General features: G+C 30.4%; 18 protein-coding genes and 1 tRNA gene. 7 read left to right on the forward strand and 12 right to left on the reverse strand.

Annotation, left to right across the window (positions count from 1 at the left end; translation table 11 throughout):
* Positions 1-38 precede the first annotated feature (38 nt).
* Positions 39-109: transfer RNA gene (locus Q0997_RS00995), tRNA-Cys, on the forward strand.
* Between the two features lie 301 nt (positions 110-410).
* Positions 411-665: a hypothetical protein gene (locus tag Q0997_RS01000; RefSeq protein ID WP_299883543.1), complete on the forward strand. Its 255-nt coding sequence runs from the start codon at positions 411-413 to the stop codon at positions 663-665.
* Positions 666-723: 58 nt separating this feature from the next.
* On the opposite strand, the gene Q0997_RS01005 is transcribed toward Q0997_RS01000, so the two are convergent.
* From Q0997_RS01005 to Q0997_RS01035, 7 genes are all read right to left on the reverse strand, one after another.
* The gene (locus Q0997_RS01005) at positions 724-1074 is read right to left on the reverse strand and encodes a ribose-5-phosphate isomerase (RefSeq protein WP_299883545.1); all 351 of its coding nucleotides are present in this window, start codon (positions 1072-1074) and stop codon (positions 724-726) included.
* Positions 1075-1077: 3 nt separating this feature from the next.
* On the reverse strand, positions 1078-1767 hold the full coding sequence (locus tag Q0997_RS01010) for a LysE family transporter (RefSeq protein ID WP_299883547.1): 690 nt from the start codon (positions 1765-1767) through the stop codon (positions 1078-1080).
* A gap of 145 nt (positions 1768-1912) precedes the next feature.
* On the reverse strand, positions 1913-2245 hold the full coding sequence (locus Q0997_RS01015) for a heavy metal-binding domain-containing protein (RefSeq protein WP_299883549.1): 333 nt from the start codon (positions 2243-2245) through the stop codon (positions 1913-1915).
* A 118-nt stretch (positions 2246-2363) separates the two neighbouring features.
* Complete coding sequence (locus tag Q0997_RS01020) at positions 2364-2669, reverse strand: heavy metal-binding domain-containing protein (RefSeq protein ID WP_299883551.1); 306 nt, start codon at positions 2667-2669, stop codon at positions 2364-2366.
* A 4-nt stretch (positions 2670-2673) separates the two neighbouring features.
* Positions 2674-2919 (reverse strand): hypothetical protein, encoded by a 246-nt coding sequence (locus Q0997_RS01025; protein ID WP_299883553.1) that lies wholly within the window; start codon positions 2917-2919, stop codon positions 2674-2676.
* Positions 2920-2977: 58 nt separating this feature from the next.
* Positions 2978-5176 carry a ribonuclease R gene (rnr, locus tag Q0997_RS01030; protein ID WP_299883555.1) on the reverse strand — a complete coding sequence of 733 codons (2199 nt, stop codon included), beginning with the start codon at positions 5174-5176 and terminating at the stop codon, positions 2978-2980.
* Between the two features lie 335 nt (positions 5177-5511).
* Entirely contained in the window at positions 5512-9651 is a 4140-nt protein-coding gene (locus tag Q0997_RS01035) for a hypothetical protein (RefSeq protein WP_299883557.1), read from the reverse strand.
* A gap of 450 nt (positions 9652-10101) precedes the next feature.
* On the opposite strand from Q0997_RS01035, the gene rpiB reads away from it, so the two are divergent.
* From rpiB to Q0997_RS01050, 3 genes are read left to right on the forward strand one after another with little or no spacing between them, the layout of a single operon-like run.
* Positions 10102-10536, forward strand: a complete 435-nt coding sequence (rpiB, locus tag Q0997_RS01040) for a ribose 5-phosphate isomerase B (protein ID WP_299883559.1) — start codon at positions 10102-10104, stop codon at positions 10534-10536.
* Between the two features lie 3 nt (positions 10537-10539).
* Complete coding sequence (locus Q0997_RS01045; protein WP_299883561.1) at positions 10540-11457, forward strand: cation diffusion facilitator family transporter; 918 nt, start codon at positions 10540-10542, stop codon at positions 11455-11457.
* Positions 11458-11461: 4 nt separating this feature from the next.
* Positions 11462-11914 (forward strand): GNAT family N-acetyltransferase, encoded by a 453-nt coding sequence (locus Q0997_RS01050; protein WP_299883562.1) that lies wholly within the window; start codon positions 11462-11464, stop codon positions 11912-11914.
* 59 nt (positions 11915-11973) lie between these two features.
* Here the strand turns inward: Q0997_RS01050 and Q0997_RS01055 are convergent, their stop codons facing one another.
* The 5 genes from Q0997_RS01055 to Q0997_RS01075 all read right to left on the reverse strand — a co-directional run bounded on the left by Q0997_RS01055 (position 11974) and on the right by Q0997_RS01075 (position 16805).
* Entirely contained in the window at positions 11974-12819 is an 846-nt protein-coding gene (locus Q0997_RS01055) for an OmpA family protein (protein ID WP_299883564.1), read from the reverse strand.
* 232 nt (positions 12820-13051) lie between these two features.
* Positions 13052-13915 carry an OmpA family protein gene (locus Q0997_RS01060; RefSeq protein ID WP_299883566.1) on the reverse strand — a complete coding sequence of 288 codons (864 nt, stop codon included), beginning with the start codon at positions 13913-13915 and terminating at the stop codon, positions 13052-13054.
* 46 nt (positions 13916-13961) lie between these two features.
* Positions 13962-15608 (reverse strand): S41 family peptidase, encoded by a 1647-nt coding sequence (locus Q0997_RS01065; RefSeq protein WP_299883568.1) that lies wholly within the window; start codon positions 15606-15608, stop codon positions 13962-13964.
* Positions 15609-15612: 4 nt separating this feature from the next.
* On the reverse strand, positions 15613-15978 hold the full coding sequence (gene rnpA, locus Q0997_RS01070) for a ribonuclease P protein component (protein WP_299883570.1): 366 nt from the start codon (positions 15976-15978) through the stop codon (positions 15613-15615).
* A 14-nt stretch (positions 15979-15992) separates the two neighbouring features.
* A complete protein-coding gene (locus tag Q0997_RS01075; protein ID WP_299883572.1) occupies positions 15993-16805 on the reverse strand; it encodes a S24 family peptidase in 813 nt (270 codons plus the stop codon).
* A gap of 348 nt (positions 16806-17153) precedes the next feature.
* Between Q0997_RS01075 and Q0997_RS01080 the strand changes: the two genes are divergently transcribed.
* Positions 17154-20606 (forward strand): hypothetical protein, encoded by a 3453-nt coding sequence (locus Q0997_RS01080; RefSeq protein ID WP_299883574.1) that lies wholly within the window; start codon positions 17154-17156, stop codon positions 20604-20606.
* Positions 20607-20790: 184 nt separating this feature from the next.
* Positions 20791-23013 carry a hypothetical protein gene (locus Q0997_RS01085; protein WP_299883576.1) on the forward strand — a complete coding sequence of 741 codons (2223 nt, stop codon included), beginning with the start codon at positions 20791-20793 and terminating at the stop codon, positions 23011-23013.
* Positions 23014-23015 lie beyond the last annotated feature (2 nt).

Genomic DNA, 23015 nt, shown 5'->3' on the forward strand with positions numbered 1-23015 from the left:
AAAACGGTAAATATTTTTATATTTGCTGTCCTATTAAGGGTGTCGTGGCCGAGTGGCTAGGCAGTGGTCTGCAACACCATCTACAGCGGTTCGAATCCGCTCGACACCTCAAGAAACCTTCAGCGATATGTTGAAGGTTTTTTATTTCTAATGTTTATAAGAAAAATACTGCGGTTCGAGTGATTGCTTTATATCTCATGTAGAAAAGAGTTACGTTTATTAAATAACTCTTTTTGTTTTTAATACACAACACTTCTAAAAAACCTCAACTTTTTATCTTTTTTATTTATAATTTTAATAAAACAGGAAAACACCCTTTGTAAAACAGGGAATACCCTATATAAAACAATACTGTTCCATATTAGTTTTGCATTAAAACCAATTTATATTTAATTAAAAAATTTAAAATCATGCCACATTACGCACAAGGAACAACGGGTTGGACAAAATTAAAAAGCTATCAAGCAGTTTGGGATCCAAAAATAGATCTAGGTAAATTTTACTTTACAAACTTTAAAGGAGTAAGAGAAGAAACACCTTATATGACAGCTGAAAATTTTGCCAGAGTTATTGATATTTTAAGAAATGAAACACCAGTATACGGAAACTCAAGTACAGGTTCTGTTACAACTCAAGGTGAAGGTATTGGAGAAGAAGAGAGTTAGTCTATTAAATAAATTGCTTAAAAACCTTCAAGAATATGTCTTGAAGGTTTTTTTATTGCTAATTAAACCAAACAGCATAACGTTGTCGTCTAAGATACAAGGCTAACTGTTCTTCGATCTTTAATGCTTCTGCCCTTGATGATATTGGGTTTAGATGATTGTATAGACTTGGTCTTAAATAAGAGCCATATTTCTCAACTATGTTAGAAGATAACTTATAACCCTTTTTATTTCTATATCCCGTTTTGTGTTGTAAAAAACGCTCTTTTGGTGTCTTACTAGTCATACCAACATATAAACACTCTAAAACACCATTAAATTGTGGATTTGCAGCTCTAAATTTAGCATTTTCGGTAAATACTTTTTTAGACAACTCAACAACATAAACATAATATTGAGTTTTTGGCATTGCTTAATTTTTCTTTTTTATTGGATTCATTTGCTCTAACTTATCTTTGTTTTTTTGATAGGTTTCAGGAAATAAACCTTGAGTGAGTAAAAAGATTCCAAAAATTAAAATAAATAATGCGACTATTTTTTTTGTTTTAAAAATACGTCTGGGAGTAAGTTTGTTTCTTAAACGTTTTGCTGCTAATATCTTAATAATATCTGTTACAAAATAGCTTACTAGCATGGCAACAATAAAAACTACAACTCCATTTTTAGAGGTTGTAATAGAGTTTCCAATAACAATAAAACCTAACCAGCCTATTAAAACACCAATGTTTATAAAGTTTAGTAAAAAACCTTTTATAAACAGTTTCCAGTAATCTTTTTGTATCTCTACTTTATGGTATTCTTTAACAATTGATCTAAAAGACTTAGAGGTTTTAACAAATGAAATTACGCCGTAAACAATTAATAAAACACCACCAAATATTAAGAAACTTGGGTCATCTTTTACTTTTTCTAAAAGATTGTTTGTACTATAGTAAGCTAAAAGAATAAAAACAATATCTGCCAATATTACACCAATATCAAATATTAATGCACTACGAAACCCTTTTGTTGCTCCAGTTTCTAGAAGCACAAAAAAAACGGGACCAATGGTAAATGCGAGAATTATACCAAATGGGATACCTGCTAAAATATCGTCAAACATATTTATAATAAGGGTTTAATACAAAGTAAAGAAATAATCCCTTTAAAGTAAAGAAATTGCTATTTAATGTAGATTACTCATGAAATAGAACTAAAAAATAAAAGCCTCAATATAAATTGAAGCTTCTATTTAATGTATTTAATAACTATTTATCTGTTGCAACACTTACTGCTGTTCCTGTCACAGATATTATTAATGTTGCAGATTGCGATAATGGCTCAATATCTACCTTAATACCAACAACTGCATTAGCATTTAATGCTTTAGCATTATCACATAACTTCTGAAAAGCTTCTTCTTTTATACTCTGTAATCCTGCTTCATAGGCTTCATAATATTTTTTCATATTAAACATATCTTTAAAAGACATTTTTCTCCCTTTATGTGAATAACCCGAATTATAAGATATACCTGTAACAATACCTTTATATTCTATTATTCTAAAGCCTTCAATTGAGTTTGTTGTAGTTAGTACCATTTTTTTGTTTTATTATTAGTTGCTTGTTTTATTGTTTTGTTACATTTTAAAGAGACAGTATAAAATTAAAAAGCCTCAGTAAAACTGAAGCTTTAAATCTCTTTTATTTATTTAAGTATTACTTATCTGTTGCAACACTTACAGCGGTACCAGTAACAGAGACTATAGCATAATTACTCGCTGTTAATTCTAGTTCTACTTTTACACCAACAACAGCATTAGCATTTAATTTTTTTGCATTTACGGCTAAATCTTGGAACGCTTCTTCTTTTACAATAGCAATACTTTCCTTAACAGCCTTATAATACTTAGTGACACTAAAACCCGCTGCTAATTTTTGTTCATTTATTGCCAAACCAGTCACTAGACCTTTATATTCAATTATTCTAAAACCTTCTATATTATTTGTTGTGGTTAATACCATAATCTTATTTTTTATTTTTTAAGTAAAATTCCCAAAGCGCTTGAAAGTTATCTACGTGTAAATCTACATGTCCACATTCGCCACAAATATTACCAATAATAGACTCGGTTTTAGAGACTTTAAATTGATTATCTGATGTTTCTACTATTTCTAATTTTAAATTAGATTTTATATTCATATGTGTGAAATCAATAATTTTCACATTAGGAATAAGTTTTTCAGATTGACAATTTGAGCAATGCGGTTTCATAACTTTGGTTATTTGTAGATTAATCTAGGAATGTGTTACAAGTTAAGAAATTTCCTTATTATTTTTCTGCTTTACCAACCAAATCAAAATCTAAGTGACGCTTTACTAAATCTGCTTGCTTTACCTTAACAATAACCTCATCTCCAAGCTGATACATGTTTTTAGTTTCTTTACCAACTAATGCAAATTGATCTTGGTCAAACTCATAATAATCGTCTTTTATATCGCGTGTTCTTACCATACCTTCGCATTTATTAGAAATGATTTCTACATAAATACCCCAATCTGTAACACCAGAAATAACACCCAAAAACTCTTCGTCTTGATGGTCTTGCATAAAACGAATTTGCATGTACTTTATAGAATCTCTTTCAGCTTTTGTTGCTAAATATTCCATATTACTAGAGTGTTTACAACGCTCTTGATAAACCTCTGCATTTGCAGATTTTTCACCATCTAAATACTGTTGTAATAAACGATGTGCCATTACATCTGGATAACGACGAATAGGAGACGTAAAGTGACTATAGTAATCAAAAGCTAAACCATAATGCCCTATATTATTGGTGGTATACTCTGCCTTAGACATGGTGCGTATTGCTAAAGTATCGACTAAGTTTTGTTCTTTTTTTCCTTGAACATCACTTAATAATTTATTTAAAGATTGAGAGACACTTTTTCTGTCTTTAAAATTTAATTTATGTCCAAAATTAGAAACAACACCTTGTAAAGCTGCTAGTTTACTTTCATCTGGTTCATCATGCACACGATATACAAATGTTTTTTCTGGTTTTTGCTTTCCTATAAACTCTGAAACCTTACGGTTTGCTAATAACATAAATTCTTCAATTAATTTATTAGCATCTTTACTAGTTTTAAAGAATACGCCAACCGGATTTGCTGCTTCATCTAAATTGAATTTAACCTCAACTTTATCAAAAGAAATTGCGCCAGAGCTCATACGTTTTCTACGCATAATTTTTGCAAGTTCATCTAGCTTTAAAGTAGCATCTGCAATGGCTTGGTCTGTTTTGTATTCTTTTCCCGTTAAAGAAACTTCAGCAGGAATTGTATTCGTTTTATTATCTATAATAGCTTGTGCTTCTTCATAAGCAAAACGTGCATCACTATAGGTTACCGTGCGACCAAACCATTCGTTTTTAATCTCGGCTTTATCATTTAATTCAAATACTGCAGAAAAGGTATACTTTTCTTCATGTGGTCTTAATGAACAAGCTCCATTACTTAATATTTCTGGTAGCATTGGTACAACGCGATCTACTAAATACACAGAGGTTGCACGCTCGTAAGCTTCATCGTCTAATACTGTACCTTCTTTTAAATAGTGTGAGACATCTGCAATATGAACACCAACTTCATAATTACCATTTTCTAAAACAGTAAATGATAAAGCATCATCAAAATCTTTAGCATCTTTAGGATCAATGGTAAAGGTTAAATCTTTACGCATATCACGACGTTTGGCTATTTCTTCAGCTTTAATTTCTAAATCAATATTGTTTGCATACTCTTCTACTTCGCGCGGAAACTCGTATGGTAAACCATAATCTGCTAAAATCGCATGAATTTCAGTATTATGCTCTCCAGCCTTTCCTAGTACTTTTAATACTTTTCCGTTAGGAGAATCGGCTTTTTCTGGCCAATCTTCCATAGATACTAAGACTTTATCTCCGTCTTCCGCTCTCTTTGTTTTATTGATTGGCACAAAAATATCTGTCTTCATTTTATTACCATCTACCACTACAAAAGCAAAGTTTTTGTTAGGTTGTATTTGAATAATCCCTACATACTCTGTCTTAGCACGTTGTATAATATTCGTTATTTCGCCTTCTAGCTTACCACGTTTTCTACGTTTATAAACATACAACTCTACCTCATCGCCATTTAATGCTTTATTAACATTGTTTGATGCGATATAAATATCATCTTCAAAATCATCACATATAACATAACCATTGCCACGTTGTGCAGCATCAAAAATTCCGGTATGGTATTCTGTAGTATTAACAATCTTATACTTACCGCGATCTACTTGTTCTATTTCCTGCTTAGCAGCAAGTTTGGCTAATGTTTTTATAATCTGGTTACGGCTACTAGCATCATTGACACCAAGTTTAGCCGCTATTTGTTTATAATTAAAAGTTTGGTTTCTATCTTTTTTTAAAATACTTAGAATTGTATTTGTTAGGTTGGAAATCTTATTATGACTTGGTTTCCTTTTTTTCTTTTTTGACATTTAATTTATTTTCCTATTTGAATTTCTACATGCCAACAGCATAAGTGACCGTTAGTGAAATTCGGTTATTTTTTAACTTAATATAGGAGGAAGTGAAGATATTAAGTTTATACAAAGCTACGGTTTTATTATTAAATCAATATTAACCCTGTGTTATTAAACAAAAAAGATTGTCTAGAAAATGTATTTTTAATACAAATAAAGATTATTAAAACGCTTATTTTTAATTGATTGAGATTATTAGCTGTCATTCTGGATTACAAAAAAGAAATCATCTAAAAATTACTTTTTAGACAGCTTTACATTAATCTATAAAAATAGCTAGAGCCTACTTTTTAATTATTCACTCCTTCAGGTAATTGTTGTATAAACAAATATGTTGCTGTTGGAGGACCTCCAAATACAGAATTTGATGGATTATTAAATATATTATTTCTTACATTCATAACATCGCTTAAAGTACCTGAATAGACCGTTAAATCATCCATATCTATATCTGTCCCATTATAACCTATAGATTGATAACTCGCTACTGGTGGCCCTCCAAATACAGAATTATTAGGATCATTAAAAACTTGACTTCTTATCGATGGAACATCAGATTGCGCTCCTGAATAATTTAATTGCCCATCTCCATTGGCATCTCCAGCCCACATAGCTACTGTTCCAGTTGGCATACCAAAAGTAGTTTGCGCATCAGTTCCATAAGTAATTTGGTTATTAGCATCTGTAAAATCTATTGTAGTAACTGCAGTTGTTAAAGGCACTGTATTTAATGTCATTATTCCTAAATGATTTCTATGTTTTATTGCTACAAAATAATTACTTGATGGTACATTAAAGGTTAATGCACTAATACCATCTGTACCTACTATGTCTCCATCGCGTTGTATTAAGGCAGATTGTCTGGACGATACTACAGTATTAGTGGTTGCATCACGAAGTTCTACAAATACCCAATCTACAATATCATCTGTAGTACTGCCTGTACCTGTTGTACCTCCTGCATTAAATACCGTAGCAGCACAAGACAGCATATCTGGATATGGGCTTGTTGTAGGTAAAAGTGATGCTACTCTTAAATCATCTCGCATTAGATTTTCTTCTCCTGTTATAGGGTTAAGTGCTGCACCTTGTAACATAACCTTAGCACTAAGATTTACTGGTGTTGTAACTTCTAGTACTACAGCTGTAGGAGTATAATTAACATTCCATGAGTAATTTAATGGTAGGTTTAAAGTATCGAAACTACCGGATATTGATCCTGCTGTTAAAATGGTAAAGGTATCGCCTACATTTGGTGTATAACTAGGGGATAAATTTACCTCGAGAGTGCCGCTTAAAGTGGCTGTTCCTGTTACATTTACAATATCGAAAGTTGATATATTAAGTACCTCTGTTTTTAATGTTGCAGTACTTTCATGTGTGTAATTTGCATGAAAATTATACGTACCATAATTAAACGTACTATTTCCATAACCAGGACTTAAAATACCTATATTACTATAATTAGATGCATGATTTATATTATTATCTCCTGATAGAATATTATTATTATTTAAAATACCTCCTGAATGATTAATTAGTGTTGCGAAATCTATTATAATATCATTATTGTTTATAACACTGTAGTTATTTATAGTCCCTGTAGAATAATTTTCTATAGTTCCATTATTATTTATAATATTATAATTATTTAGGATAGCATTTACTCCATTAGATAGTCCATTACTATTTTCTATAATCCCTGTATTATTTATGATACCTTGTTCGTTCAGTAAATTTGCACTAACTATAAGGCCGCCTGTAGTATTATTTAAAATACCTCCTGCTGTATTTCTCATTCCAGACGCACCTGTACCAATAGTTATAGTGCCGTCTGTATTATTATTTATAATACCACCAGCATTATTTAAATAACCAACAATTGTTGTGATGCCTCCTGTATTATTTATAATACCGCCTACGCTATTTATTAGATACTCTTCAGTAAACCCATCAATTATTACTTCTCCTGTGGTATTATTATTTAGAGTACCTTGATTGGTTAAAGCAAATCCAATGTCAGACTGATTTAAGTTTATAATACCTTCATTAGTTAATATAGCTCCTGTAGTATTTACAAATGAAGCATTTGAAGTTAAACTTATTGTAGCTCCAGATGTGTTAGTTATTAATCCATTATTTTCTATTATTCCACTCGTAATACTAACATTACCATTAATAACAACTGTTTCTACTGTCTTTATAGTCGTTCCAGGATATAAAGGCGACCAGTTTGCAGTTGTTGTCCAATTACCTGTTCCTGTATAAGTATAAATTATTGGTATTAACTCTAAAATAACTTCAGTAGTTGTGTACCTAATATACCATTGACTATTTACTGGTATATTTGTGGCTAAATCTAATGTGCTAAATGTTCCCGAAATATTACCTGCTGTTACAATAGTAAACGTATCGCCTATAACTACTGTATTACTTAATGGTATATTAACCTCGAGCGTACCGCTTAAATTAGCTGTGCCTGTTACTGTTACTGCATCGAAACTTGTAGCACTTACTATTTCTGTAGTTAATATTGCAGTACTTTCATGGGTATAATTATTAGTAAAGGTGTACGTACCAAAAGAATTAGCAGAATTTCCAGGGCTTAAAATTCCAGAATTACTAAAATCCCCTGTATGGGCTGTATTTACTCCTGCAAGCTCGCTATTATTGGTTATAGTACCATTATCTATAATAGTTCCGTTATTAGTTAAATTATTGTTGTTTTCTATAATCCCTATGTTATTTATTGTACTTTGATTGTTCCATAGATTTGCATTAACTATAAGACCGTCTGTATTATTATTTAAAATACCTCCTGCAGTATTTCTCATTCCAGAGGAACCTGTGCCAGTAGTTATAGTGCCGCTTGTATTATTATTTATAATACCACCAGCATTATTTAAATAACCATGAACTGTTGTGATACTTCCTGTATTATTTATAATACCACCTACGCTATTTATTAGATACTCTTCAAAAAGTGCATCAACTATTATTTCTCCTGTGGTATTATTATTTAGAGTACCTTGATTAGTTAAAGCAGATACAATGTCAGACTGATTTAAGTTTATAATACCTTCATTAGTTAATATAGCTCCTGTAGTATTTACAAATGAAGCATTTGAAGTTAAACTTATTGTAGCTTCAGGTGTGTTAGTTATTAATCCATTATTTTCTATTATTCCACTTGTAATACTAACATTACCATTAATAACAACTGTTTCTACTGTCTTTATAGTTGTTCCAGGATATAAAGGCGACCAGTTTGCAGTTGTTGTCCAATTACCTGTTCCTGTATAAGTATAAATTATTGGTATTAACTCTAAAATAACTTCAGTAGTTGTGTACCTAATATACCATTGACTATTTACTGGTATATTTGTGGCTAAATCTAATGTGCTAAATGTTCCCGAAATACCGCCTGCTGTTACAATAGTAAACGAGTCTCCATAACTAGGTATATATCCGTTTAGAAAGCTAACTTTTAATGTACCGCTTAAATTAACTGTACCTGTTACAGTTAGTGCATCGAAATTTGTAGTACTTTCTATCTCTGTAGCAAGAATTGCTGTACTTAGGTGTGTGTAATTATTAGTAAAAATATACGTACCTGTTGTATTGCCTGGATTTAACGTACCTGCATTACTAAAGTCTCCAGTATGACTTATGTTTTGTCCAGATAAGGTTCCTAAATTAATTATAATACCTGTATCCTCTATAACTCCTGTATTGTTTACTATCCCATCTGTATTATTGTTTAGAGTGCCTTCATTATTAAAAGTACCTCCACTTTGGTTATTTACTATTCCTGTATTATTTAAAACCGTTCCATTATATAGTGTACTTGTATTTGTAATAGATCCTCCTGTATTATTATTTAGTATTCCTGTATTAGAAACTATAAACGAATTAGAATTAGTAATAGTTCCTGTATTATTAATGGTTCCAGAATTAATAAGTATTATTGAGTTATTAGTTACAATACCTGTATTCTCTACAATAATATTTCCTAATGTTTGTATGGTTCCTGTATTATTAATGGTTCCAGAATTAGCCATATTTCCTTGAATATTAAAATTACCACCACCTGATATATTTAATGTTCCAGAGTTTTCAATATTAAAAATACCAAGATTAATTAAAGCACCTCCAGCATTAATTTGAATGTTTCCACCAGAATTAATAAATGTGCCTGTACCAAATACTAATACAGTTCCTGTAACATCTATAGATGTATTTAAAGTAGCGTTACCATTAATTATAACAGTTTCTGAAAAGCCAATAGTTGTACCAGGATAGGTATCCCAATTAGCAACATTTGTCCAATTTCCTGTTCCTGTATAGGTATAGGTTTGAGCGGTACTAACTAAAGCACTTAAACATAAAACAAGGGTAATTATACTTAAGTTTAGCTTATTAAATTTCATAAATTAGGGATTTATTTAAGATCGTGTGAAGGTATTATTAATTTTTACACAAAAAAATACGTAATCGTGTTGGTTATTACGTAGGGGTACGTAGTGTTACAGAAGGGTTTTTTTAAAGGTTTATTATATCTGTTTGTTTTAGTTGAATAATTTCTCCAAAAGCAACGAACACCCTTTTTACTATTTAATTATAATCCTGATTTTAAAAATTAACCGTATAACCTTAATAAACTATAATTTAGATATTAACAAGAACTCTGCGTTAAATAACAGAATTATTAACTGTAACTATAAACACTATAATTAAATTGAATTATCTAACCTAAAAAAAATTAATAAGTAAGGTTCTATAAGTTATGCATACTTATTTGCAATTATTAACTTTGAGGCATAAAACAACACACTACTAGTTTTCCGTTTTCACGGAAATAATTTTTAAAGCATTAAAAAATGAATATTTCAATAGGAAACGATCACGCTGGAACAGATTATAAGTTCGCCATTATTAAACATTTAGAAGCAAAGGGTATTACTGTTAAAAACTATGGTACAGATGCTAATGATAGTGTAGACTACCCAGATTTTGTGCATCCAGTTGCTAAAGATGTGACTGATAAAAAAGCTGATTTTGGTATTTTAATTTGTGGTAGTGCTAATGGTGTAGCCATGACAGCCAATAAATACCAAGATATTCGCGCTGGCTTATGCTGGACTAAAGAAATTGTGTCTTTAATTCGCCAACATAATAATGCTAATATTTTATGTATTCCGGCTCGTTTTACAGCGATACCACAAGCCCTACAAATGGTAGACACCTTTTTAGAAACCGAGTTTGAAGGCGGAAGACACCAAAACCGTGTCGATAAAATTCCTGCGCATTGCTAATATATGGGTCATGGTCATTCACATAGCCATTCTCATGATCATAACGACTTAAAAGGGCGTAACCTTTTAATATCTATTTTTTTAAACATACTTATCACTGCCGCTCAAGTTGTTGGTGGTTTAGTCTCTGGAAGTTTAGCTTTACTAAGTGATGCTTTACATAATTTTAGTGATGTTTTATCGCTTATTGTTAGTTATATAGCAGATAAACTGTCTAAACGGAAAGCCTCTTTGCATAAAACCTTTGGTTATAAACGTGCTGAAATTTTAGCTGCTTTTATTAACGCTGCAACATTAATTATTGTTGCTGTTTTATTAATTATTGAAGCTGTAGAGCGTTTTAAAAATCCGCAAGCCATTGAAAGTAACTTAGTAATATGGCTATCTATAGTTGCCATTCTTGGCAATGGTTTTAGTGTATTATTACTTAAAAAAGATAGCGAAACTAATATGAATATGCGTAGTGCATATCTGCATTTATTAACAGATATGATGGCTAGTGTCGCTGTTTTAATTGGTGGGCTATTAATGAAGTATTATCAATTATTTTGGGTTGATAGTGTACTTACGTTTGCTATTGCATTATATCTTATTTACATGGGTTACGATTTGCTAAAAGCCTCTACTAAAGTATTAATGTTGTTTACACCAGAAGACATTCCTGTAGAAGAAATAGTAAAAGAAATTAATGCTTTTAAATCCATAAAAAATGTACACCATATACATGTCTGGCAACTTAACGAAGAAGAAATTCATTTAGAAGCACATATAGATTTTGAAAATGATATTACCTTATCACAATTTGATAAAATTCTTCACGAAGTAGAAGAGTTGTTATACCACAAATTTGAAATTAATCATGTTAATATTCAGCCAGAATATGGCAAGGATGATGTAAAAGATGTAATTGTACAAGACTAAAACTATGATAGATATTAAAGTAAAAACGTTTCAAGAGTTAACCAAACAAGAGTTATATGGTTTGCTTCAATTAAGAAGTGAAGTCTTTGTTGTAGAGCAGGAATGCGTGTATCAAGACATTGATGGTAAGGATGAAGAAGCTCTACATGTATTAGGGGTTAAAAATAATAAGATTGTTGCTTATACCCGCTTATTTAAGCCAGGCTATTATTTTGAGGAAGCTAGTATAGGTAGAGTTGTTGTTGTAAAAAATGAAAGACAATATAAATACGGTTATGATATTATGCATGCTTCCATAAAAGCAATACAAGAGCATTATAATGTAACTACAATAAAAATCTCTGCGCAATGCTATTTAAAACGCTTCTATAATAATCTAAATTTTATAGAAATAGGAAAGGAATACTTAGAAGATGATATACCACATATTGCTATGCTCTATAATGCTACAGAATAAAAAAACCTCATCGGCACGATGAGGTTTTACAAATAAGGGATACCTACTAAAATATTACCTTACTTAGAAATATATCTTACTAATAACTCTACTCTTCTATCTTCTTTATCGTCTCCACCTAAATTATACTTTCCAGCTAAACCTTGATATCTAATTCTTGATGCGTCTACTCCTCTTTTTACCAAGTAATCACGAATATATTTTGCTCTTACAACACTTAAGTTTACTTTTCCTGTTTCTCTATCTCTAGAGTCTTTTCCATTTTTTGTGCAGCATACATGGCCGTTAATTGTAAAAAAGATATCTGTTCTTTTAGATAAGTAATCTGCTAATTCGTTTAAAGACGCTTTAGAGTCTTCTGTTAAATAACGTAAACCTCTTCTAAAGTTTATTTTTTCAAGATTAATTAGATCTCCAGAAGACAAATCTTCACCGTAAAAAGAACCTGCAATTAATTTTTTAGGAGCGATAACAATAGTTACTTTTCTATTTAAAGCCCTTAATTCATCAAACAAAGATTGTTCTTGTGTTGTTAAAGCAATTTCCCCTTTTGCATCTACACTAACAAGTTCTGGCTTTTTATCACTGTTTCTGTAAGTAGAAATAATGTTTCTAATATAAGTTGCTCTTTTATTAGATAATTGCTTGTTGTAATCATCACTTCCTAAATCATCACAAAATCCATAAATAGACATTCTTTCAATATCTATAGTTTCTGTTTCTTGAATAAAGTGTAATAGTTTCTGAAACTCTTCTGAAGTTAATGAGTATTTATCTGTACTAAAAAATACATCATGACTTACTACTGCAGTTGATTTTTTTAATTTCTCTTTTTTAAGATTATCTGATGCATTTGCAAAAGAAAAAGACAAGATAAGAACTAATAGTAGGTAAAAATTTCTCATGTTAGATAGGTTTGTTGGGCACATCAAACATATAACGCACCCTACTTCTACTGAAAAATTTTAGTCCATTTTCAAATTTATTTGGTTTAAATACACATTTGTAGATAAGAGGTTAAAATTCCTCGATAAACAACTATGCTAATCATCTGATTTTGATAACCTTTCATAGACTCCTTAAAAATTAAGCATAAAAAAAGCGACCAATTATGGTCGCTCTTTTTACGTCTGTTTTTTATTTTCTTAATTTTCTATCACTAATATGTGTCACCAATATTTCAACTCTACGATCATCTTTTGCTTCTCCTCCAAGAGGAAACTTTCTGCGTAAGCCAACATATTTCATGCGTTTTTTATCTACACCTTTTTTTGCTAAATATTCATAGATATATTTTGCTCTTGCTACAGATAGATTTCGTTTTCTAGTTTTTTTATCTACTGCATCACGACTGTTTTGTGTACAACAAACATGTCCTTGAATAGTGAAATAAACATTGTCTTTCTCTACTAAAATCTTTGCCAACTCTTCTAAGGTCTTCTTAGATTCTTTAGTAACATAACTATAACTAGTTTTAAAATAGATTTTGTCTAATCTAATTTTATCTCCTTTTTTTATAGTCCCTGTTTTTATATCATTTGTTGTTTTTTCTTTTTTCTTGTGCTCTGCAACAGTCTCTATAACAACTTCTTTTTTAGGTATTTGTTTAGTAACTATTATTTCAACTTTACGATTTAATCCTCTTATTTGGTGTACCTCTTCTTCATTTAGAACCTTAAGTAAAATTTCACCTTTACCATTTACATTAGTAATTAAATTAGGATCAATACCATAACCAGCAAATAATTCTTTAATAGTGTTGGCTCTATTTTGAGATAATTCCATGTTATATTCGTTACTACCACGGTCGTCTGTAAACCCATATATTGATACCTTTTCTACTGTTACGCTATCTAATGAAGAAATAAAAAGTAATAATCTGTTTTCTTCAGTTAATGGTACAGCATATTCATCGGTGTCAAAATAAACATCGTGCGTGATTTCTTTTTGCGCAAATAGATTACAAGAAATTAGTAGTAATATGATGTATAACTGTTTCATGTTTAATGGTAGGACAATAAATATACCATTTTATATAATATTATATCTAGTTTAAATATTTTCTATATTTAGATGGGTTTCCAAGAATTTCTGTTGCTTTTTTAATTTCTGCATTATGAATTTTATAGTACTCATATAATCCTTCTCTATAAACATAACGTTTAATAATCTCATCACTAAGTAAACTCATTAACTGAGATTTATTATCATCTATAGCTTTAAGTTTCGAATTATTTAAATTTTTAATTAGTGCATTATAATCTCTCTGAATATCATCGTCTAGATTTTCTGTTTTTGCAACTTCTATTGCTTTTGCTAGAGATTTTTCTGTTTTAGTTTCAAACGTAAAGTTTGAGTTTTTTAAATAGGTTTTAAAGTTTGAAAAATCCGAATCAGATAATGTCCAGCCATTAATATCATTAATGTTTTGGTGGCTGTAATAGTATTTTGTTGCATAATCAAATACACTTTGATTACTTAAAATAGCTTTTGTAATTGCAGAATTTTTAGAGTAATCTAATGCTTCATCTGGGAAAACACCTCCGCCGTCAAATACTTTTCTTCCGTTTTTAGTTTTAAACGCATTGTAATCTTTTTGTTTAACACGAACAGCATTTCCTTTATCGTCCTTATTCCAATAATCTAAAGCCTGAATACAACGACCAGAAGGCGTGTAGTAACGTGAAATAGTTACTTTAAGTTGCGTACCATAAGTTAACTTTTTAGGACGTTGTACTAACCCTTTGCCAAAACTTCTTGCGCCCACAACAACTCCACGATCTAAATCTTGAAGTGTTCCTGCTACAATTTCACTTGCAGATGCACTTCTACCATTTATTAAAACAACAACAGGGATTTCAGTGTCTATAGGATCTTTTTTAGTGTAATATGTACGATTATATTTTTTTACTTTAGATTTTGTAGTTACTACTAATTGGCCTTTTGGCACAAATAAGTTAACAATATTAACCGCTTCTCTCAATAGACCACCAGGATTACTTCTTAAATCTAAAATTATGCTTTTGGCTCCTTGTGCTTTTAAATCTTTTAAAGCATATCCTGTTTGCTGTGATGCTTTTTCATTAAATTTCTTTAATACTATATAACCTGTAGTTTCATCAATCATAGAAAAGTGAGGTACTGCATCTATTTCTATTTCACTCCGTTTTAATGTCGTCTTATTTTTCTTGCCTTGTCTCAGATATGTAATATTTACCGAAGAGTTAGGCGCTCCTTTTAATAAATTACCCGCATCATCTTTATAGTCTGCCACATTTTGTCCATCAACAGAAATTATTTCATCTCCAGCCTTTAACCCTGCTTTATCTGCTGGATAGCCTTTATAAGGTTCAATAACAACTAACTTATCTTTTAATGTTCTTATACTAGCACCAACACCTGTATAATCACCTGTACGTTTAATACGCTCTGCTTCTACATCTTGTTCATTATAAAAACGAGTATATGGATCAAGCTCATTAAGCATGTTCTTTATGGCATTATCCATTAAGTCTCCTGGATTTGTCTCATCAACATAATTCATATTCAACTCTTTAAAAAGCGTTGTGAATATTTCTATCTGCTTGGCAATCTCAAAAAAATCGTTATTAAATGTTTTAAATGCCGAGCCTGTAAATAATATAGTGATTGCAAAAATTGGAATGAGAACTTTGCGTTTTAGAATTTTCTTCATAGCGTTATGCTTTAAAATTTTGGTCATTAAATTTAGTGAAAACGGCTCTTATTTTAGTGTTAATTAACTCAAAATCTGGCATATCTTTACTATTGTATAAAATCATAAACGAATAACCAGTGATGTTGTTGTCTATTAAAAGTGTTTTATTTAAACGATAAGCCTCACGTAACAAGCGTTTTATACGAATACGATCTACAGCGCGTTTAAAGTTTTTTTTACTTACAGAAACACCTACTTTAGTTTTATCATCGTTTTTTAAATACACTAACCGCAAAGGATATGCCGAAACAGACTTCCCTTTAAGAAATAATGCTTCTATAGCTTTTTTACTTTTTAGTTTTTCGTCTTTATTGTAAGTTAATTTCATGGTTTTTATGCCAATTAATTCTTTAATGTATTAGTATTTACAGATTCTCGAAGTTCTAATAACTGACTTTCTAACTCATGTAAACGATCGTAAATATCAACAGGTTCTGGCATTTGTTTAGAAGCAAACATAGTAACATACCATATTTCCATAATATCTTCTACACCTATAGTATATGTTGGATAATTACCATCTTTATTATCGCTTTTTAAAATAAGCTTACTACGTTCTTCAATACGATTAATAACACGTTTTAATACAATACCATCATTTTTACTTACAATAACATATACACGGCCATCTTTAACATCATTAAGGTTTTCTACATATTTACCAAAAACCAAATCTCCATCAAAAAAAGTACGCACCATAGAATTACCTTGTACCTCAAAACAACGAAAAGTACCATTATTTAAGTGTGGCATATGAAAAGAAGGTAACGTTTCAATATATTCTGTGTCTCCATAGCCATCTAAATAACCTGCACGTGCTTTTATGGGAACATAAACTACATTTTCTTCATTATCATCATTAACAGAAATAACTTGTGGTACTCCAGAATATGTTTGAATATTAGAAGTATCTTCTTTAAGCATTATAGAACTTTTACCAAATAAATAGTCTGGATTAATATCAAATTCATCAATAATTGCTAAAAGAACATCATAACCAGGCTTTGTCTTTTTTCTAGAACCATCGCTTTGTACTCTTCCATTTACAATACTATCTATAGTTGTTCCAGTAACACCAATGCGTTTAGAAAAGGCATAATTGTTTAAATGAAAATGATTAATAATGGCAGATATTTTCTCATTTATAGTATCCATAGGCGTTCTTAAAATTAAATCAAACTTTTTACAAAATTAAATGTAAAATGTTTGATTAAGTTTGTAAAATGTTGTATATTTGTACTGTAATTAAGTTGCTAATATACAAAATTATCTATTAATCAAACATTTGTATGAATTTTAAGCAACAATTTCCAGATTTTTAATACGAGTAGCATCTCCAAAAATCAAAATGACGTGTTACTATTCAATCATTATTTTGAATAGATGAGAATTTTATGTCTTAAAAGATTAAGACTTTATGTTAAGGTGAACCTGTTAGAAAAGCGAAAAGACAACAGTTCTTAATAGAAAGAGAACTTAATATTAAAACATAAAATATTTAAAATGAGTAAAACAATTAAACAAAATTTATTTCGATTCGTAACCCTACGTAGCCCACAACTTATTGAAGAAAAAGACAAAGATCCTGGTTTTATATATCATCCAGACGAGTCAAAAAGTAATTTCTTTGACGCTAGTAACGCAGATGAAAAAGAAGCAGCATTAAAAGCTGTATCATCAACATTTTCTGCATTAAAAAACAGAAAAGAAGTAAAAGACGTTTCTACAAAACTATATGAATTTTCATCATGGTTAATGCGAAACAAAAATACTTTGTCTTATGATGAAATTAAGTCAAATTCTATTGGTGCAGAAGTATTAACAACAGAACAAGAACTTGTAATTTGGGATAATTTAATTTATCAAACTATAGAAAAAACATCTGTTTATGCTAGAGAAGCGCTAATTCAAGTATTAATAACAAATAAGTTTTTAAAAGCTTTCTTAAGTTTTTCTCAAGGCTTAAAAACTAATATCGTTTTTACAGAAGATCAAGAAAAAGACTTTTTACGTCGTGCTAATGCGAGTGTGGTTTTACCTAAAGCTCTGTTTTTTATAGCAAAAGCAGCTAATGATAAAACAAGAAGAATAGGTACTGCTTCTCTAAGTTCTTTAGAAGATATTAGCAATGTAGCATTGGCTAAATATCAAAATGAAACATATAATACTCTTCTTGAAGAACTAAAAACAATTGAGGTTAAATATCAAAAAGAAAGCCAAAAAGCATATAATGAAGCTTTAAATAACCATAATAAAACTGTTGAACTATTAATTGCAGAGTCTGAACCAATAATCACTGAAGAAACAGATATAAAAACTGGAATCGTTAAAGAAATAACAACGTATCCAGATTTAAAACTTCCAAGGTTTGATTTTCCTAAGGAAGAAGTTATCACCGATGTTTATTTAAAAGATAAATTATCCGAAGCCTCTTTAATGCTTTTAAATAAAGAAGGACTTGATGTTTATAATACTTTTGAAGAGGTTTTTCAAGCATTAAAATCTAAAATCAATTCAAATAATCAAATTATATTTAATAAGTCTTCAGTAAAACCTAAAAATGTAAAAATAGGCGGCAGCGTAGTTAAGGTAAACGATCGTGTTCCTTTATTAGATTATAATTTTCCAAACTTTCTAGAGGTAAACCCAGCAGGATTAGTTAGCCCTTTTATGGTTTTTTATAATGTAATTGAACCTATTCAAATTTCTAGTATGACTTATACTGTAGACTTTACAGATGGTACTTCTGCTACAGATAGTGGTTTTAATCCTGTATCTACAACAAACAATATGATTAGGCTTTTTCCTAATGGAATGACATTACCTAGCAACTCTAACACCTATACTATCTCTGGTGAAATTACTTTGCTATCTGGTGAAAAATACAGCTTCACTCAATTAGTAAATAGAAAGTCTAGATTTAATATGGGTACTTTTGAATTGGTGGATACAGATTCTCAACCGTCTAATACTGATACTATTTTTGGAGTAACAAATATTGGTATTGCAGATTTTAGACGTGTAGAGCAAGAAGTATGTTGTTACGTTCCTGGAGAAGTATCACATATAGAAAATGTGCTGGCTCGTGAATATAAAGAACGCTCAACAAGAAGCTTAACAAGTGTTGAAACCACCTCTGAAACGACTTCTGAAACTGAAGTAGAAAATTTAACAGATACTACTACTACAGAGCGTAATGAAATGCAAAGTGAAATTGCTTCAGTAATTAACGAAGACGAGTCTAAAAACTATGGTGCTAGCGCTAATGCTTCATATGATCCTACACCTAACTCCTCTATAAACATTGGTGGTTATGCAGATTTTTCTTCATCAAATTCAACATCAAATTCTAATAGTCAAGCATTAACTTATGCTCAAGAAGTAACAGAGCGTGCCATGGAGCGTATTGTAACCAAAACGCAAACAAAACGTACGTCACGTATTTTAAAAGAATTTGAAGAAAATAACAAACATGGTTTCGATAATACTAAAGGAGATAAGCATGTAACAGGTGTTTACCGTTGGGTTGATAAAATTTATAAAAATAAATTAATCAATTATGGTAAGCGTTTAATGTATGAATTTGCAATACCTGAACCAGCTAGGTTTTTAAAGGATGCCTTATGGAAAAAAATTAAAAATAATGAGGAAGTAGATTCTGCTGTAGTATTGCCAGAATTACCTGTTCACCCTAAAGATTATGAATTTTTAGCAAATAGTAATATTAAAATTACAGATGCTAGTATGTTGACTGTAGATAATTATCAAGAGTTAGCTGCCCAATACAATGCAGATGTAAATGCTATAGACTTAAATAAAACAATATCTGAATCATTTAGTGCAACAGGAAACGATTATGTTTCTCAATATAATCATCCAGGAGCATCGCATTTTAAAATGAGTATTCCTGAAGGTTATATGGCGACAAGTACTCGTTTTAATGCAGGTTTTGTTTTTGTGCCTAAAAAACTAGAGTATACGTATGCTACTGTTTCTGTTGCTAATCATAAATATTCTGCAGGAGGAAGACATTGGGATTTTGTCTCTAATACACTTTCTTTAGATAATATAGAAAATGAATTAGCAGTATCTTTTATAGGAGCAGATGTTGGTGGAATAAGAGTAAATGTAGAGGCTTTTTGCACCATTACAGACCAAGCGCTTAAGCAATGGCAAAATGAAACATATAATGCGATATTAAACGCTTATAATGAGCGCCTAAGAGAATACAATGAAGCCGTTATAGCTAATGAAGTATTCCCTACAGATGCAAAGTATAAACTTACTTTTAACCCATTACACAACCGTAGTTTAGAAAAAAGAGAGCTTAAACGTATTGCTATAGAGTTATTAATTGACCAAATTAAAGTCTCTAAAGATAATTATACAACAGAGGATACTATTGCAAGAGTAACTAAAAATGAAGCTTTTGACAGCCATGCCTCTACAGTAAAATTCTTTGAGCAAGCTTTCGATTGGGAAATCATGGCCTATACATTCTATCCTTATTTCTATGCAAAACAAGAAGACTGGACAGAGTTATTCCAATCTCAAGACGCAGCAGATCCTTTATTTCAAGCGTTTTTACAATCTGGTATGGCAAGAACAATAGTCCCTATTAGACCAGGGTTTGAAGATGCTGTAAATTGGTATATGAGTACAGGTGAAATTTGGAATGGTCAAGGTTTAATAACAGATCAAGATGATGATTTATACATCTCTGTAGCCGAAGAAATGCAAACTATTGAAGGTGAAGTAGAAGGTACGTGGGAAACACGACTACCTACAGCTTTAACCATAGTACAAGCAGATTCTGCCTTACTAGACGAAGCTGGCTTACCATGTTTTTGTGAAGACGAAACGCTAGATAATACAATACAACCAAGCACAGATCTTATTGGAGGCGAAAAAGGTGTTGGTAGCGATGAAGTAGCAGTAACAAACACTGTAAGATAGCAGTTTAGTTAAGCATTTAACAGTCTTATCCTTAATTATTATGTGTCCAAATGTTACACTTTGCTTATTGAAGCGTAACTATAGGAAAACATTAATTCCTCTCAATATAATATTGAGAGGAACAAGGATAAGGCTTGCTTAAATGTTACTAAAAACAATGTTTAACAATTAAAAAACAAAAATTATGAGTAATACATTTGAGTTTGCTGAGCGGTTTGGGTTTTCTCCACCTACTTCATTTGAAAATGATTCTGATAGAAAAGGCTTTTATAAAGGAATAATTAATTTTATAAAACTATTTAATTTTATAAAAGAAGGAGTTAAAAATAATGGAGAAACAACTCCTTTTGATTATAAAGACTTTATAAGCACATCAAAAGCAACTGTCTCTGCAAGAGAACAGCAGGCAATGTTTGCTACTAAAGATTTTCTCACTTTTAGAGAAAAAAAATATCCAGTAAATGTGCCTTATGAAACCGAAACGTCTGCAGGACAAAAAATAGCTCTAGAACCAATAACAAAGCTTAATAAAAAAATAGGCATTATTAATACAACTCCAGACCATGCTATTGCGTTCAATTTTAAAAAAGAGAAATTATATTTCACTTTATTTTATAAATACAATAACAGTAATGAAATAGCAATTGAAATTAGATGTGAGTTTTTTGATCAATTTGAAACCATATTAAAGATTTCTGGGTATAAACTTTCAGATGCAGATTTGGAAGAAGATTTAATTAAAAACTTCAATTTTGGTTTTAATAAAGTAGGTCAAGATCCAAACCAATTAGATTGGTTATATGAAAAAGCACCAATATTTATTATTGTTTCTAGAGGAACTAAAAAACTTCTAAATGATTTGTCAAGTATATTAACAACTCTAGTAGACGAAATTGGAACTAATGAAGAAAAGGTTGTTTTAAAAATAATGAATGCATTAGCTATAATTCACTTTGAAGAATTTAAAGGCACTAATTATATAGCAAATGGAGCAGATAAGTTGTTAGAAACATTAATTACTAAAAAAGTAAAAGACTCTTCTACAACTTTATTTGAACGCCTATATAGCAAAATGAATGATTCTGGTTTTGGTGAAGAAAACTTTACTAAACTCATGCTATTTATCTATAACATTTGGTTATTTAGTAGTTGGGCTAAACAAGAAAGTTATAAAGAGAATAATGAAAGCGGTATTAACAATTTAGCATATACAAATAGAAAAATCTTAGGTTTTTATCAAAATGGTTTCGATTTTAATTTTATAAACACAAAAGAAGGAGGTCTAAAAATTAAGGTAACAAGAAAAGAACATCAAGGCGGTTCTATTAAAGATGGTACAGGTAATATTGTCACTAAAACAATTGGGATATATCACCCTTTAGAACCTATAAGGTTACCAAAAATACCAGAAAACATAGACAATGAAACATTTGAAATAAACAAAACTATTATTCCTGCATTTTATTTAAAAGCGTTTGACGATAAAAAAGCTTGGGATAACTTTCAAACTGGTTCTTGGTTAGCGCTAGATATTATTACAACATTTTCTGGTGTTGGTAACATATTAAAATTTAGACACTTAACAAAATTAGCAAGACTAGCAAAAGCAACAAAAGGTGTTAAAGATGCGACTAAAATTGCTAAAGCAGCAACCGTTTTAGCCAGAGTTAAACTAGCAGCAGGACTAGTAGAGTTTACAAGTGGCATAGTTAGTGTGCTAATAACCTTAAGCCAAACAAATTCTAAATATGCAATTGCATTACAAAAGTATTTGTTTATTTTAGAACTGTTTACTTTGTCTGGCGAATTAAGAGTTGCTTTTAAAGGTGGATTAAAAAAATATGCAAGAGAAGCTATTGCTCAAAGCGACGAAGCAGTTAGAAAAGCACATCCAGAGGTTTTTAGGCATTTGGATGAGGTTGCATCTACTAAAAGAGTTAGATTAAAACCAAAAATAGTTAAAGGAAAATATAGTAAACGAACTTTTGATATAAATAATTGTGGAGGAAAAATCTTAAATCTTGAATGGATTAATACTAAAATAACAAAAGAAGGAATAGATATTGTTAAGAAACACATAGGTAGATTTGAAGATGTAGAAGCTAATAGAAAAATGATTAAGCGGCTAGAAGATATTTTATCGAATAAAATTGACATAACAAATTATGATAAAAGATATTACACTCATGAAATAAGAGAGTTTGAAAGATATAAAGCTTTAGGATATGAAAATACTTTACAAAAAAACATTTCTGATGGTAATATATATAATGATGCTCACTCTGCAACATTAGAAGATTATAAACTAAATGAGTTTGATTTGAATGGCAATAGAGAATTATATCATCCAGATATTGAAGAAATTGACTTCTTTTCGAAAGAAGATAGAGAATTATTAGGTTATTAAAA

Origin of the sequence: uncultured Lacinutrix sp. (assembly GCF_947500325.1) — a bacterium.
Taxonomy (GTDB): Bacteria; Bacteroidota; Bacteroidia; order Flavobacteriales; family Flavobacteriaceae; genus Lacinutrix.

Bases quoted from the DNA above. Each gene is read 5' to 3' on its own strand.
- Q0997_RS01025 (WP_299883553.1), bottom strand. From the start codon at position 2,919: ATGAAACCGCATTGCTCAAATTGTCAATCTGAAAAACTTATTCCTAAT.
- Q0997_RS01010 (WP_299883547.1), bottom strand. From the start codon at position 1,767: ATGTTTGACGATATTTTAGCAGGTATCCCATTTGGTATAATTCTCGCA.
- rnpA (WP_299883570.1), bottom strand. From the start codon at position 15,978: ATGAAATTAACTTACAATAAAGACGAAAAACTAAAAAGTAAAAAAGCT.
- Q0997_RS01005 (WP_299883545.1), bottom strand. From the start codon at position 1,074: ATGCCAAAAACTCAATATTATGTTTATGTTGTTGAGTTGTCTAAAAAA.
- Q0997_RS01000 (WP_299883543.1), top strand. From the start codon at position 411: ATGCCACATTACGCACAAGGAACAACGGGTTGGACAAAATTAAAAAGC.
- Q0997_RS01065 (WP_299883568.1), bottom strand. From the start codon at position 15,608: ATGAAGAAAATTCTAAAACGCAAAGTTCTCATTCCAATTTTTGCAATC.
- Q0997_RS01045 (WP_299883561.1), top strand. From the start codon at position 10,540: ATGGGTCATGGTCATTCACATAGCCATTCTCATGATCATAACGACTTA.
- Q0997_RS01015 (WP_299883549.1), bottom strand. From the start codon at position 2,245: ATGGTACTAACTACAACAAACTCAATTGAAGGCTTTAGAATAATAGAA.
- rnr (WP_299883555.1), bottom strand. From the start codon at position 5,176: ATGTCAAAAAAGAAAAAAAGGAAACCAAGTCATAATAAGATTTCCAAC.
- Q0997_RS01020 (WP_299883551.1), bottom strand. From the start codon at position 2,669: ATGGTATTAACCACAACAAATAATATAGAAGGTTTTAGAATAATTGAA.
- Q0997_RS01055 (WP_299883564.1), bottom strand. From the start codon at position 12,819: ATGAGAAATTTTTACCTACTATTAGTTCTTATCTTGTCTTTTTCTTTT.
- Q0997_RS01085 (WP_299883576.1), top strand. From the start codon at position 20,791: ATGAGTAATACATTTGAGTTTGCTGAGCGGTTTGGGTTTTCTCCACCT.
- rpiB (WP_299883559.1), top strand. From the start codon at position 10,102: ATGAATATTTCAATAGGAAACGATCACGCTGGAACAGATTATAAGTTC.
- Q0997_RS01080 (WP_299883574.1), top strand. From the start codon at position 17,154: ATGAGTAAAACAATTAAACAAAATTTATTTCGATTCGTAACCCTACGT.
- Q0997_RS01060 (WP_299883566.1), bottom strand. From the start codon at position 13,915: ATGAAACAGTTATACATCATATTACTACTAATTTCTTGTAATCTATTT.
- Q0997_RS01035 (WP_299883557.1), bottom strand. From the start codon at position 9,651: ATGAAATTTAATAAGCTAAACTTAAGTATAATTACCCTTGTTTTATGT.
- Q0997_RS01050 (WP_299883562.1), top strand. From the start codon at position 11,462: ATGATAGATATTAAAGTAAAAACGTTTCAAGAGTTAACCAAACAAGAG.
- Q0997_RS01075 (WP_299883572.1), bottom strand. From the start codon at position 16,805: ATGGATACTATAAATGAGAAAATATCTGCCATTATTAATCATTTTCAT.